Raw genomic sequence first — 14579 nt, forward strand, 5'->3', positions numbered from 1 at the left:
AACCGAAGCCATTCTCTAGGAGGTTATTATGGTTTTTGAAGCACTTAATCACTCGATCACGACTGGAGAAGCGGAGCTCACTATAGAACTTGTCAAGTCATTACTAGGGCAAGGATATTCCGCAGAGATAATTCTAGAAAAAGGTCTTATAACTGGGATGAATCAGGTGGCTGAAAAATTTATAGAACAACGGGTGATGATTCCTGAAGTCCTTATGTCTTCTCGAGCTATGAATGCAGGCTTAAGTGAGATTGAGCCACACCTAATTCAGCCCCAGCGGACCCTGGGTAAGGTAGTCTTGGGTACAGTAGCCGGTGATTTACATGACATTGGACTAAACCTTGTAAAAATGATGGTGATGACCACTGGAGTAGAAGTTATTGATTGTGGCGTGGATGTTACACCAGAAACCTTTTCCAAGATTGTACAAAAAGAAAAACCAGAGTTTCTTCTTATGTCCGCTCTCTTAACGACGACCATGCCTGTCATGAAAGCTGTCATCGAACGACTTGAAGCAGACGGTTTGAGAAAGAAAGTGAAAATCATTGTTGGTGGAGCTCCAGTTGATGAGCTCTTTGCAAAAAGAATCGGTGCAGACTACTACTTTGAAGATGCTTTTGAAGTTCAAACGTTTCTGAGGCAAAATCTTCCGAAACTAATGACTCGCAAACGCTAGGTTGTCTGTAATGTAATTACTTATTATGTACTCACTCATAATTGGATGAGTGTAAATAGAAGTTAGACTATTTATAATTATTGATCGATTTGAGTTAAAACGAGCAGGAATGAGTTTGAAGATTCAGATATAATTCGTGTTATCATTTAACCAAAGGGGAAGAAGTGGAGAATTCAAAAAATTGAGTCAACTTCTTCTATTATTTGAAAGGGAGGAACAGTATGGATACAAGTAAGATGAAACTATTTGAAGCATTTAGTACTGAAAAAAACTTCTCTGTGCTTACGGAAGTCGAGGAGGTAAGACGTTTAACAAATAACGTTTTTGAGTCAATGGAGACTTCGCTAGTTCGGAATCAAATTCTTGAAGCCCTCGAAGAGTATGATCTAGGGACAATCAAAGAGGTCTATGAAATATTTGGAGGCTATATTAACCGTAGTTTTGGTATTTATTCTGAGAGAGATGGTAGACGCAATGAGTATTTCGTTCGCAAGTACAAAAAGGGCATAACCGAGAAAGAAATTCTATTTGAACATTCTCTCATCGATTTTTCTGTAGTGAATGGACTGAGTATTGCTGCACGTTTGATTCCAGCTCGAGATGGACGGACCTTTGTCAAAAAATCTGAAGGATCGAATGGAAGTCAATCGGTAAATTACTTCGCGGTCTATGAATACTTAGCTGGAGAGGATAAGTACACGTGGGATAATCCAATAATGAATGACGAGGAATATGCGAGTGCTGCAGAAGTGATGGCTCTGTTCCATAATGCTTCTAGAAATTTCGATCCGAAGGGCCTAGAACGGATAGAGCCTAAGATTCTGGAGTTCTTGCCGACCCTTCCTGATGTATATCAAGGTTTTGCTCAATTAGAATGTACCTCCAAATTCCACCGTTATTATCTTAAAAATCTTGCTGAAATTTTGGAAGTGATTCAGCGGACTCAGATTCCTGAGGAAGCAGTTGCCCAAATGCCCTACAATCCCTGTCATAATGATTTTCATCCAGGTAATTTAAAATTCTTAGAGAATAAAGCTGTAGGTATCTTTGATTTTGACTGGTCCAAAATTGAATTACGCCTTTTTGATGTCAGTCTCGCAATGACATATTGTTGTAGCTCGTGGAGTGATCAAGAGGATGGCACTTTACTCTTGGATAAATGTTCGATCTTCTTAAATTCCTATCAAAGAAAACTTGTAGAAATCGGGGAACTTGAACCCCTCAATACGATTGAAATTGAATACTTGCCTATCATGATGGCTGCCGCCAACCTTTATCTTATTAACTGGGATGTTACGGCATATTATGATGGAACCAATCTCAATGATTACGAGTATTTAGCCTACTTACAGCACAATGTTCGCCTGATGAAATGGATTGAGGCCCATAAACCAGAGATTTCTGAAATGGCTAAGTCGGCTAAGTCAGTTTAATTATTATTTTGGGGTTGAGACAACCAAAATCGTGGGAGAGGGGATAAAGCATATGGACTTTACTAAGTTTTTCACGAGTGACGAAACGATAAGAATCCATGAAGCCTCACTAGAGTTATTAGAAAATACGGGTGTATTAGTGCGTAATGATAAAGCACGGGAGATATTTGGCCAGCATGGCTGCCTGGTAGATACCCAGTCGGGCATCGTAAAGTTTCCACGCAATATCGTTGAACAGGCGCGCCAATCATTTGTCCCAACCTATACCTTCACAGCTCAAGATCCAAAATTTGACCTTACGATGCCAGATAACCGTCCAATTGTAGTTACAGGAAGTTCTGCCCCGAATATTATTGATCCCAAAACGGGAGAGGAACGGAGAGCCACTTCAAGAGATATTTCCAATATTGCTTATCTTATTAATGAGTTGCCTGGCTTTGATGTGTTCTCAATCTCAACCCTAGCTGAGGATGCTCCCAATGGACAATTTAGCTTATCACGCTTTTATCCGGCTTTGAAGAATTGCAAAAAACCTGTTCGCAGTAATACTCCAAACATGCAGGACCTAAAGATGGTTCTCGAGTTGGGAGAGCTAATTGCCGGTGGAAAAGAAGCCTATAGTGAGCGCCCCTTTATTAACCACCATTATTGCCCGGTTGTTTCTCCATTAACCTTTGATGTCGAGTCCACCGAAGCGGTTATATGGTTAACTGAGCAAGGATTGCCTGTTTATGGCACAATCGTACCTAATGCTGGAATGACCTCACCGATGAGCCTTATGGGAACCTTGGTTGTCGGAAATGCAGAATTTTTAGCACTGGCAACGCTTATCCAAATGATTCGACCGGGTGCCCCGATGATCTATGCGGTGTTATCTACTGTGGCGGATATGCGTACGGGTGCTTATGCACCAGGTGCAATTGAAACTGGGATACTGCAAATGGCTCATACAGAGATGGCACGTTTCTATAATGTTCCCTCAGGTGGCTACATCGGCTTAACGAACTCTCATTCCAATGACGCACAATCAGGATATGAAACTGGTATGAATACGACGGCAGCACTCCTAGCTGGTGCAGATCTCTTTAATATGGGAGGATTACTTGGTAGTTTGATGGCCTTTGACTTTGCTAAAGCTGTTATAGATAACGAAATTGCATTGATGCTTAAACAAATAGAGCGTGGCATGATGTTTAGTGAAGAGAGCCTCTGCATTGACCTTATCGCGAAAGTCGGTCCGGGTGGAAGCTATATGGATCTGCCCCACACGATGAAGAATATGCGTAAAACAGGCTTGCTAACAAAAGTAGCTAATCGAGATATGCGTCGTCGCTGGGAGGATGAAGGCCGTCCCGATACTCATGCCCGTGCGATGAAAGAAGCAAATCGCATTTTAAGTAAACCCAACCCTGCTCGCTTCACTGATGAACTGGATGCAAAAATCCGGGCGCATTTCCCCGGGATCGTTGCTGGAGATTCGGTCTGGGAAGTTTAGGAGTAGTCGTCCAACGTTTTGAAGCTTGGAGATTGTATAGTAAACGAAGATGAAGGGGGTACATATATGAGTATAGATAAGGTGTATAATGCAGTCATCGATTTTGATAATGAGCAAGTCGTTAAATTTGTTCAAGAAGAATTAGCTAAAGGAACAGATGTTTCGAAAATCTTAAGTGAAGGCCTAATTGGTGCAATGGATGAAGTCGGTCGCCGATTTAGTGAGGGAGAGTTTTTTGTTCCAGAAATGCTCATGGCCGCTAAAGCTATGAAAGCCGGACTTGATGTCTTAAAACCACTTCTTGCTGAGGGTGGAGAGGAGAAAAAAGGGACGATCGTAATCGGTACAGTTAAGGGAGATCTCCATGATATCGGGAAAAACTTGGTTTCCATGATGATGGAAGGGGCGGGCTTTGAGGTCTTTGATCTCGGTGTCGATGTTGACACAGATAAGTTCATCCAAACGGCTAAAGAGAAAAATGCTAACATTATTTGTATGTCTGCATTATTAACAACGACAATGCCAGGTATGGAAGAGACGATTAAGAAGATTAAAGCTGAAGGCCTCTCGATTAAGACCATGGTAGGTGGGGCACCAGTTACGCAAGGTTTTGCAGAGAGAATTGGTGCAGATGGATGGAGTGAAGACGGACCAAAAGCTGTAGAGACAGCACGAAAACTCCTTGCCTGACCCTAAGTGAAGACTTATTCGGTAGTAAAGCTGTTCGGCTAAACTTATTCTTTGTATGAGTAAGATAATGAGAATGGAAGGAAGTGCTCTGATGCTAATCGTTGGTGAATTGATTAATGCGAGCAGGAAAGTCATCGCTCCAGCAATTGAAGCTCAGGATAAGGAATATATTCAAAAGGTTGCAAGGGACCAAAAGGAAGCTGGTGCTAACTTCATCGATGTCAATGCGGGCATTTTTGTTGGTAAGGAAGGGGAATATTTGCAGTGGTTGGTGGAGACTGTTCAAGAAGCAGTTGATGCACCTTGCTGTATAGACAGTCCTGATCCTAAAGCTATAGAAAAGGCTCTAGCAGTTCATAAAGGTGTAGCGATGATCAATTCCATCTCCCTTGAGAAGGCTCGCTATGATGCACTTCTTCCAGTCGTTGCAGGGACAGATCTGAAGATTGTCGCATTGTGCATGAGTGATGCTGGAATGCCCGAAACAACTGACGATCGTCTTGCTAATGCTGATAAGCTCATTAACAGCTTGGTAAAGAACAATGTGCCGATTGGTAACATCTATGTTGACCCTCTAGTTCAACCCGTATCCACAAATGGTCAATTTGGTGTTGAATTTTTGAATGCCGTTGAAGGGATTATGACTCGTTTCCCAGGAGTTCACACCATGTGTGGATTGTCCAATGTCTCTTTTGGATTACCCATAAGGAAATTCATGAATCAAGCGTTTGCTGTTATGGCAATTGCAAAGGGTCTTGACGGCCTAATCATTAATCCACTGGATCCCCTAATGATGGCTAGCCTAATCACTGCTGAAACCTTAGCGGGTCGGGATGAGTATTGTACAAAATACCTTAAAGCTTATCGAGATAAGAGATTCGAATTTTTAGGTTAGACGATTAAAATTTGCCATTTATACGTTACCGAGGTGTGGCAGGTCCAACCTCGGTAATTTTCTTATATTTATGAGGGAGAGATTGAATATGGGACTTGTGATGTTTGATTATGATGGGGTTATTGTCGATTCGTTGGAAGTCTTTGCTCTGAACTTCACAGCAGCTTGTCATGACCATGGATTTTTAGAGGTCGCGACTGCTCAAGATGTCATCGACTTATTCGAAGGAAATGTTTATGCGAGCATGGTCGAACGGGGTGTAGAGGAGCCCACCATTGATGCAATACTCGAGGACTATAAAGTGCGACAGGAACCTTTTCTATTAAATATACCGCTTTTTGCGGGGATTCCAGAGGCGCTCGAGCAGATATCCCAAAAACACGCTATTTTCATTATTACCTCTAATCTCTCTTCAGCGACACGAGCGGTTCTTAATAAACATAGGCTTTTATGTATAGAAGATGTGATAGGAGCAGAGCAAGAAAAAAGTAAAGTCAAAAAAATTGAACGAATACGAGCGTTATATCCGGATATGCCAGCATTTTATATTGGGGATACGAAGGGGGATATGCTTGAAGGCCGTGAGGCAGGCGCCCACCCTATTGCTGTAACATGGGGATGGCACACAGAGGAACGGTTAATTATGGGCGATCCTGACTATGTGGCCCATACCCCGCAGGAACTTGCGGAGATACTATGTCATTCTACCTAATTTTTTAGAGCACGAGGATATCGCTCAATGATGCGAGAATAGATTTGAATTGATTTGAATAGATGAGATAGAGAGTACAGATGAGACTAGAATGAAGGGGAAAAGGGGTTTGAGGGTTGGAGATTGAAAATCCACACTAGGCTTATTAAATGAACAGTATGTATTTAGAAAAACGAAGTAGATGAAAGATTAGGAGGGGGAGGGAGCTTATGTCTAAGGTCATTGTTAACCCAGGTGTCTGTGGATTTCTGACTCAGATTGAAGTGGATACCCAAGATTCAAGGAATTGTTCTGTAACCCTGGTTACCCAGTGCCCGAATATCAAGTCAATGGGTGAAGAACTCCAAAACGTTGATGGTTTTAAAGAATGCTTTGCGAAAGTGGGAGATTCTCAAGTTTTTGAAGTTGCTCGAAGGCACTGTAAGCATGCCGCTTGTCCAGTTCCTACTGGGATCATAAAAGGGATCGAAGTGGCTTGCAAATTGGCTCTTCCGAAGAATGCCGAGATTAGATTCGAGTAAACTTTCTTTAAGAAGTCTAAGGATTCGAAGATTGTTTTTGTGAGTCTTGAAGGCCTTCTCCATAAGGAAAAATTCAGCCGTGGTCTTTATTAAGGGAATTTTAAATATTTCTAATTTTCCCATATTAATCCTTGCACCTAATTTACATTAATGTAAAAATAGAGATGAAGCATGGGGGGTAGATCGAATAGATCACACGGACTCTAAATTCGTGCAGGCGGGTGAGACTCCCGTACTCCCCGCCAATTCTACTTCTGAGTGTTCTTGACAGGAGGGCTACATCTCGTGAGTATCACTTGGACAACGGTTCAATCACAACGATTAAAAGAACTCAACGCATCAACTGCACAACTAGAGATGAACTTTGCGGAAGCAGTAAGCCGCGACCGCGCTTTTCAAGATGCCGAACATCGATTGGTTAACCATGGAAAATTACAGCTTGAAAAATTGCGTGACGTGAAGCACCGGCCAGCGTTGCTTGAGCTTGAAGATCGATTGGCGAGCGCATTATTCCAGCATGGATTTGTTCAAGTCGTTACACCGACGATTATTTCGAAATCTGCCTTAGCGAAAATGACGATTTCAGACGACCATCCGCTATTTTCCCAAGTTTTTTGGTTAGATGACAAACGATGCATGCGCCCGATGTTAGCTCCGAATCTTTATACCCTGTGGAGAGACCTGGTACGCCTCTGGGATAAACCCATTCGTATATTTGAAATTGGAACCTGCTATCGAAAAGAATCACAAGGCGCACAACATCTCAATGAATTTACAATGCTTAACCTAACAGAACTGGGCACACCGCTTGAAGACCGACATCAACGGCTCGAAGAAATGGCCCAATGGGTGATGGAAGCAGCGGGAATAGATGGTTACGGACTTCTTACGGAATCTTCTGTGGTCTACGGAGATACCGTAGATGTTATGAAAGGTGAAGTAGAGCTTGGATCCGGCGCAATGGGACCTCATTTTCTGGACGAAAAATGGGCGATCTTTGATCCTTGGGTTGGTATAGGTTTCGGGTTGGAAAGGCTTCTTATGATTCGCGAAGGAACACAGAATGTACAGAGTATGGCTAGAAGCTTAACCTATCTGGATGGGGTTCGGTTGAATATTAAATAGAGATGCTAATTCCGATTCGAGTAAGTTACGTACCTAGTAATTATTTTTGTCATAGAAAAATTTGATTACACCTATTTTGAGAAGTAAACATCATCTAGACTGTAAACAAACATTTACAGTTTATGGGTGATGTTTTTTTGTATATTTAACTAAAACTCCGAAATCCCCTCTCCCATCTCGTTTTGCGGTTATGTCACACATTGGCATCAAACTTGCTTATTCTTATGATGAACACAAAGTGGGAGGGAGGAATAAAAGCAACTTATAAATTAAGTATAACTCTTAAAGGTAAAGTAAATTGATGAAATGGAGGAGGTAATCAAATGGCGAGCTTTGATGATTTGTCTAAAGCCGTAATAAGCGGAGAAGATGATCAGGTAACAGCACTAACTAAAACCTTAATCGATAGTGGGACCGATCCTTTAGAAATTGTTAATCAAGGTCTAATTGCAGGAATGAATGTTGTTGGAACTCGGTTTAAAAAAGGAGATATGTTTGTTCCAGAGGTGCTCATGTCTGCAAGAGCGATGTCAGTAGGTATCAATTTAGTAAGACCACTCATTTCTGAAACGGATATGCCCTCAGAAGGTAAAGTTTTGATAGGCACTGTGAAAGGTGACCTTCATGATATTGGAAAGAACCTGGTAGGGATGCTAATGGAAAGTGAAGGCTTTACGGTCATCAATTTAGGAGTTGATATTGCCCCAGAACAGTTTGTAGCTGCTGCAAAGGAACACAATGCAGATATTATAGCCATGTCCGCACTGCTGACTACTACTATGTTATCTATGAAAGATACCATAGACATGTTTGTAAAAGAGGGCCTTAGGGATAAGGTCAGCATTATTATTGGCGGAGCTCCGATCTCTCAGGAATTTGCAGATGAAATTGGTGCCGACGGTTTTGCACCAGATGCTGCTACAGCTTGCGAACTCAGTAAAAGGCTACTGGCTAAATGATTCAACCCATGGGTGATCGACGTTAAATACAAAATTCTCGGAAGGGTGAGCTGAAAGGTGACTATAAGAAATCCTAGGGCAAATAATCCTCAAAAGCATGGTTTTAGTCTGAACATGTATTCAGAAGAAGAATTAAGGCAAATCCATTATGCAACTCTAGAGGTCCTTTGGCAGGAAGGGGTGCATATCACTTCTAAGGAAGCACTTGATCTTTTCCAAGATGCTGGAGCTACGGTGGATCGCAGTGAATCTGTAGTACGTATTCCTGCGCACCTTGTAGAAGATGCAATCAGGTCTGCTCCCAGCACCATTACACTTGCTGGACGTAATCCAAAGAATGATACTGTTTTGGAAGGCAGCCGGGTAAATTTCACTACCTTTGGTGCTGGTGTAAAAATTGTCGACCCTTATACAGGTGTTTTAAGGAATACGACAAAGGCGGACGTAGCTGGAACTGCATTAGTTGCCGACTATCTGGATGAGGTTGACGTTTATTCTCATGCGGTTTCAGCAAGAGACTGTCCTAAAGTATCTGTAGATTTACATGAAGCTGAAGCTTTTTTGAGTAATACCAGTAAGCACGTTATGCACATTGACCTTACCTCCGGTGATCATGCACAAAAATATCTTGAAATGGGCGCTGCGATTGTTGGAGGTATGGATAATCTAAGAAAACGTCCGATTCTATCTGCCCTGACCTGTCCGCAAAGTCCTCTTCAGCTTCATAAAGAGTGTTGTGAAATTATTATGACATTTGCCCGGGCAGGTGTGCCTGTCAATGTATTATCAATGGCCATGTCTGGGGCAACCACACCGGTTACCATTGCAGGTACCCTTGTGGTTCACAATGCGGAAGTTCTCACAGGAATTACTTTAGCCCAGCTCGCAAGCAGGGGTGCACCTGTAATGTACGGTAGTTCCACTACAACCTTTGATCTGCAATATGCCACCGCCCCGGTTGGATCGCCGGAGCTCGGAATTTGTAACGCAGGAGTTGCGGCTCTGGCACAGTTCTACTTATTGCCCAGTTATACAGCAGGAACATAGGCAGATAGCAAATTGTCCGACGCTCAAGCAGGACATGAAAAAACCATTACAGCCTTGTTACCGGCCTTAGCAGGCGTTAACATGATTTACGGAATGGGAATGCTGGAGTTAGGGGTAACCTTTAGCTATGCCCAATTACTTATCGATGCTGAAATAGCAAAGATGGTAAAAAGAGTGGTTCGTGGTGTAGACGTTAACGATGATACTCTGGCCGTTGACCTCATTAAGAAAGTAGGCGGAGGTAGCGGTAAACACTATCTGACGGAAAAGCATACCATGGCGCATATGAGGGCAGAACAATCCAGAGCTACACTATTTGACCGGAGAATGCGCCAGGTTTGGGAAGCGGAGACCGGGGGTAAAGATGTTGCGGAGTGTGCCGCTGAAAAGGCACGAGAAATTCTCAACGAATACAAACCCGAGCCGTTGGATAAGGAAGTACAACAAAAACTCAGAAGTATCATCGAAGAAGTAGAAAAATAAGTCTTTACTAAAACCCTGAATTTCAATATGTTCAAAAAATAACAGTGAATAGGTTTACTGGATGAGTGGTAGGTGCCATCTTTTTCAAGGGCCAAGACACTGGTAGAAACACGGAGGAGATGTAGGTACATTTCCTCCGTTTTCAATCTTAAGATTCAAAGTTGAAGTTTATAAAATTTTTCTCACAGTATATTTTGTTGGGAGGAGATAAGGAATGGTTATCTTTGGTAAAATAATGATCTACATTATAATGGCTTGTTGTTTAGCAGGAGCTATCGCTTCGGTGGTTAAAGAGGATTCTGAATTAGGGCAGTCATTTATTAAAGGAATAGAAACGATAGGAACTATTTTTCTACCTATCGCGGGAATTATGATCGCTATTCCATATCTAACGGTCTTTATTGAGAGAGCCTTTGGCTCAATCTATGGTTTTATGGGCGCGGATTTGTCGATAGCAGCGACAACTTTTATCCCTAGCGATTTAGGTGGATATTTACTAGGCCAAGTCCTTGCACAGTCTCCTGAAACTTGGATCATGTCTATGGTGGTGGGCATTATGGTTGCCCCGACGATTCTGTATAATATTCCGATTGGTCTAACCATGTTAGAAAAAAAAGATCACCAGTATTTAGCCTTGGGCATGATGTCTGGAATCCTGGCCGCTCCTTTTGGGGTTTTTGTCACATGTATGATACTCTTCTTTTCCAATATCCCCATTCGAGAAGTTATTTCGACCAATGCTGATGCTACTTATGTTTTATCCTTTAGCTTAGATAGTATTTTTATCAACATTCTTCCGTTAATTATAATCTGCGCTTTATTTGCCTTGGGGCTAAAGTTGATACCCCAAAAGATGATTAAGGGCTTTATGATATATGGGAAGGTACTTATGTCAGCCTTAAAACTTGTGGTCGCTTTTGCTATCATAGAATATTTTACCGGAATTTTTTCCTCGGTTTTAGGCGGATGGGGTTTTGATCCTCTTATTGCAGATGAAAAAGATCAATTACGGGCTTTGGAAATATCGGGAATTATCGGGATTATGCTAGCTGGGGCATTTCCCATGGTTTATCTGTTGAAAAAGTATTTGCAAAAGCCCTTAACAAGAATTGGGATAAAATTAGGGTTAACTTACGATGGCAGTGCCGGGCTTTTAGCTGGTTCGGCCAATGTCTTGGCTATGTATGCCACCATTAAAGATATGCCTCCAAAGGATAAGGTTAAATGCATCGCTTACAGCGTTTGTGCCGGTTACCTTTTGGGAGATTATTTAAGCTTCACTGCTAATTTCCAACCAACCTTGATTGTGCCTGTATTTATAGGACAGTTTTGTGGAGGAATTATAGGTATTTTCTTTGCCGATAAGCTCTCGGTTCCGCAGGCCATTAGAATTGCTGAAGAACATGAACGGGAAGAAAAAATAGGAAATGGAAAGCAATCTAGTCAAAAAGCCACCTCATCGTAAATTTTTCATACAAAGAGATGGCTATTGATTTTTATCGTTCAATTACCTACTTATTATTCGTTTCAATTCCTAAAGATTTAAGTTTATGATGCAAATTTTGTCTTGAAATACCCAGTTCTTGGGATGCCTTAGTGATATTACCATTATTCAGTGCTAAAATGCTTTCAATCATAGTTTTTTCTGTTTCCGACAAAACACTTTGAAGTGTCCCATTATGAATGAACGAGGTTTGTAAATCTTTTCTCTGGAAAAGCCTTTCTCTGAAATACTCCGGTAAATGGTGTAATTTTAATATCCTATCCCTATTTTGAACAAAATTCATTGCACCTTCAATAAAGTTTTCCAACTCCCTAACATTACCTGGCCAGTGATATTGCTCAAAAAGATTGAGCAATTCCTCTGAAATATTATTAACAAATAGCCCGAATTCAATATTGCATTTTTTTATAAAATGCATAGCTAATACGCTTATATCTTCTTTTCTTTCCCTCAGGGGAGGAACATTTAGGGTAACGGTTGCTAAACGAAAATATACGTCAGATCGAATGAGTTGTTTTTCAATGGCCTCAATAGGATCCATATTAGTAGCACTGATGATTCTGCAATTTAGTGGTATTTGAGCACTACTTCCGAGTCTTCGTACGGACTTATCCTGTAGTAGTCTGAGTAGTTTAGCCTGCAGGGAAATGGACATGGAATTAATTTCATCTAAGAAGATGGTTCCGTCTTCGGCTTGCTCAAATAGGCCGGGCGTTTCTGTGGCACCAGTAAAAGCACCTTTAACGGTACCAAAGAGTAGGCTTTCTAAAAGTGTATCTGGAATAGCTGCACAATTTATAGGAATAAAGGGACCTTTTGAATGCAAACTCGCATTATGAATTCCCTGAGCAAAAAGTTCTTTGCCTGTGCCCGTTTCCCCCACGATTAAAACGGGGGAGTTACGACGGGCAATGTTACGTGCTTCTGTCGTAATTTTTTTCATTGTACTATTTCCTATTATATCGTCAAGAAGAAACATAGCTCCAATAGGAGGATTATTCTCTTCCTTGCTAAACTTTTTTTGCATCTCTAACGTAATCGCTATAAAATCACTAATTTGATTCATATTGCGAAAAATAACATAGACTGCTGCGATTTGTCCCCTGTAGAAAAATGGGAATGCACTATAAATCATATTGGTTTTTCTTCCATCATTTAAATAATACCAATAGGGCTGTTCAATCAGGGCTTTCTCTGTTCTTAAAATTTTTTTTGTTACTTCGTCCGAAAAGTAATAGGGCTGAGCAAACACATCATCTTCTTTTTTACCTAATAGATCTTTTCTACTCAGTCCTTCCATTTTTTCTGATTCACTATTATATAGAATAATTTCATCTTTCTCATTGACCACATACACAGATTCATGAATACTATCAATGATGGTTTTCAGTAGTTCGTTTTCTTTTAGTAGTTCTTCATTTTTTTGTACTAGTTCTTCGATTGTGGTACTTGCTGGTCTTTTCAATTAAAATACCCCCACAGACAAGTCTAATTTTCTTCTTTTAAATTACTTGTTGCATTTAGTATTTAATTTTCGGTAGCTTACTTAAGCAAAGTTCTTGGATGAATACTGTAAACGTTTTTTTCATAGAAAAATTGTATTACATCTATTTTAGTTGAATTGATCCTTCAAACTGTAAATGAACATTTACAGTTAGGGAAGATGTATTATATTTTGAATAAACTATGCTTCGAAATCCTTACTGCCGTCAGGCTTTGCAGTTCTGTTATAAAATTGGCATCAAACTTGCTTGTTATATTGGTAAAAGGGGAAGGGCGATTTAAGAAGTTATAACTCTAAGTCACTTAGGCGTAAAGCGTAAGGCGGTAGAAAAAAGTATTTATAAATATATAGTAATCTTGTTCGTACATGCTGACAAGTCAAAATATTCTGTAATTTATGACAAAAAACCTATTTTTATTGGTGTGGAAAAAGAAAATAAGTTTATATAAATTTAATTTCTTTTACCCATAACCTAATTAAGGTAATGGAGAATCATTGGAAAGGAGAATAATAGGATTTACTGATTAAATGAGTACCGACGGTGTTAAGCTATCACGCTTTGTAAACAAATGGGGAAAGTGGATTAGGGTAGAGGATATCATTTGGAGGGAAAAAGATGTTAATTGTAGGAGAACTCATCAATGCCAGTCGAAAGGCCATAGGAGAAGCCATTCGAACTCAAGATGTAGAGACCGTTAGAAAGGTTGCCATCGACCAACACGCAGCTGGAGCGAATTTCATTGATGTGAATGCAGGGATCTTCGTGGGGAAAGAAGCGGAATATCTCCAGTGGCTTGTAAAAACTGTTCAAGAGGCTACAGACGCGCCCTGCTGTCTGGATAGCCCGGATCCGCAGGCTATTCATGCGGCACTATCTGTACATAAAGGTACAGCCATGATTAACTCCATTTCTTTGGAAAAGAGTCGGTATGATGCTCTAGTGCCTGTCGTCGCTGGAACCGATCTCAAGGTCATTGCTCTATGCATGAGTGATGAAGGAATGCCAGAGACAACCGAGCAACGACTCAAAATTGCAGACAGACTCATCAATGGATTAGTACAAAACAATGTCTCAATCGATAATATTTACGTAGATCCTCTAGTGCAACCTGTTGCGACCAACAAAGATTTTGGGATTGAATTTCTCAATGCAGTTGAGGCCATTTCCAAAGAGTTTAAAGGCGTTCACACCATGTGCGGATTGTCAAACATCTCGTATGGATTGCCTAACCGTAAATTTATTAACCAAGCCTTTGCTATTATGGCCATAGCTAAAGGTCTTGATGGTCTGATTATCAATCCACTGGATAAACGAATGATGGCAAGTCTTGTTACAGCAGAAACCTTGGTAGGACGTGACAATTTCTGCGGTAATTACCTTAGAGCCTTTCGTTCGGAAATGTTCGAATTCTAGACTACGTCTAATACGAATAACCACCAAAGGAACGAGATAACATTCCTTTGGTGGTCGTTATATTTAACAGATGAAAACTCGACATAGAAATTGTATGAGATAAAAGAGAGTTGGGGGGGGG

12 protein-coding genes and 1 pseudogene are annotated in these 14579 nt (G+C 40.9%); 12 read left to right on the plus strand and 1 reads right to left on the minus strand.

From position 1 onward, the window contains the following. Positions 1 to 28 precede the first annotated feature (28 nt). The 11 genes and pseudogenes from ACZ42W_RS10235 to eutH all read left to right on the plus strand — a co-directional run bounded on the left by ACZ42W_RS10235 (position 29) and on the right by eutH (position 11501). On the plus strand, positions 29 to 676 hold the full coding sequence (locus ACZ42W_RS10235; RefSeq protein WP_464170496.1) for a cobalamin B12-binding domain-containing protein: 648 nt from the start codon (positions 29 to 31) through the stop codon (positions 674 to 676). A gap of 221 nt (positions 677 to 897) precedes the next feature. Continuing rightward, complete coding sequence (locus tag ACZ42W_RS10240; protein WP_464170498.1) at positions 898 to 2109, plus strand: phosphotransferase enzyme family protein; 1212 nt, start codon at positions 898 to 900, stop codon at positions 2107 to 2109. Positions 2110 to 2161: 52 nt separating this feature from the next. Further along, positions 2162 to 3604, plus strand: a complete 1443-nt coding sequence (locus ACZ42W_RS10245) for a trimethylamine methyltransferase family protein (protein ID WP_464170500.1) — start codon at positions 2162 to 2164, stop codon at positions 3602 to 3604. Between the two features lie 66 nt (positions 3605 to 3670). After that, a complete protein-coding gene (locus tag ACZ42W_RS10250; protein ID WP_464170502.1) occupies positions 3671 to 4294 on the plus strand; it encodes a corrinoid protein in 624 nt (207 codons plus the stop codon). A 91-nt stretch (positions 4295 to 4385) separates the two neighbouring features. After that, a complete protein-coding gene (locus ACZ42W_RS10255; RefSeq protein ID WP_464170504.1) occupies positions 4386 to 5189 on the plus strand; it encodes a methyltetrahydrofolate cobalamin methyltransferase in 804 nt (267 codons plus the stop codon). Positions 5190 to 5277: 88 nt separating this feature from the next. Next, positions 5278 to 5901, plus strand: a complete 624-nt coding sequence (locus ACZ42W_RS10260; RefSeq protein WP_464170506.1) for an HAD family hydrolase — start codon at positions 5278 to 5280, stop codon at positions 5899 to 5901. A 209-nt stretch (positions 5902 to 6110) separates the two neighbouring features. Then, positions 6111 to 6422: a DUF6951 family protein gene (locus tag ACZ42W_RS10265; RefSeq protein WP_464170508.1), complete on the plus strand. Its 312-nt coding sequence runs from the start codon at positions 6111 to 6113 to the stop codon at positions 6420 to 6422. Between the two features lie 285 nt (positions 6423 to 6707). Beyond that, positions 6708 to 7547, plus strand: coding sequence for a pyrrolysine--tRNA(Pyl) ligase large subunit (pylSc, locus tag ACZ42W_RS10270; protein WP_464170509.1), 840 nt, complete (start codon positions 6708 to 6710; stop codon positions 7545 to 7547). Between the two features lie 323 nt (positions 7548 to 7870). Beyond that, positions 7871 to 8506 (plus strand): cobalamin B12-binding domain-containing protein, encoded by a 636-nt coding sequence (locus ACZ42W_RS10275; RefSeq protein WP_464170511.1) that lies wholly within the window; start codon positions 7871 to 7873, stop codon positions 8504 to 8506. 114 nt (positions 8507 to 8620) lie between these two features. Next, positions 8621 to 10036 (plus strand): annotated as a pseudogene (gene mttB, locus ACZ42W_RS10280) ([trimethylamine--corrinoid protein] Co-methyltransferase). A 214-nt stretch (positions 10037 to 10250) separates the two neighbouring features. Further along, complete coding sequence (gene eutH, locus ACZ42W_RS10285) at positions 10251 to 11501, plus strand: ethanolamine utilization protein EutH (protein ID WP_464170513.1); 1251 nt, start codon at positions 10251 to 10253, stop codon at positions 11499 to 11501. A gap of 46 nt (positions 11502 to 11547) precedes the next feature. On the opposite strand, the gene ACZ42W_RS10290 is transcribed toward eutH, so the two are convergent. Beyond that, complete coding sequence (locus ACZ42W_RS10290) at positions 11548 to 13005, minus strand: sigma-54 interaction domain-containing protein (RefSeq protein ID WP_464170515.1); 1458 nt, start codon at positions 13003 to 13005, stop codon at positions 11548 to 11550. A 655-nt stretch (positions 13006 to 13660) separates the two neighbouring features. Here ACZ42W_RS10290 and ACZ42W_RS10295 point away from each other — a divergent pair. Next, positions 13661 to 14458: a methyltetrahydrofolate cobalamin methyltransferase gene (locus tag ACZ42W_RS10295; protein WP_464170516.1), complete on the plus strand. Its 798-nt coding sequence runs from the start codon at positions 13661 to 13663 to the stop codon at positions 14456 to 14458. Positions 14459 to 14579 lie beyond the last annotated feature (121 nt).

This window comes from Desulfitobacterium elongatum, assembly GCF_055378975.1.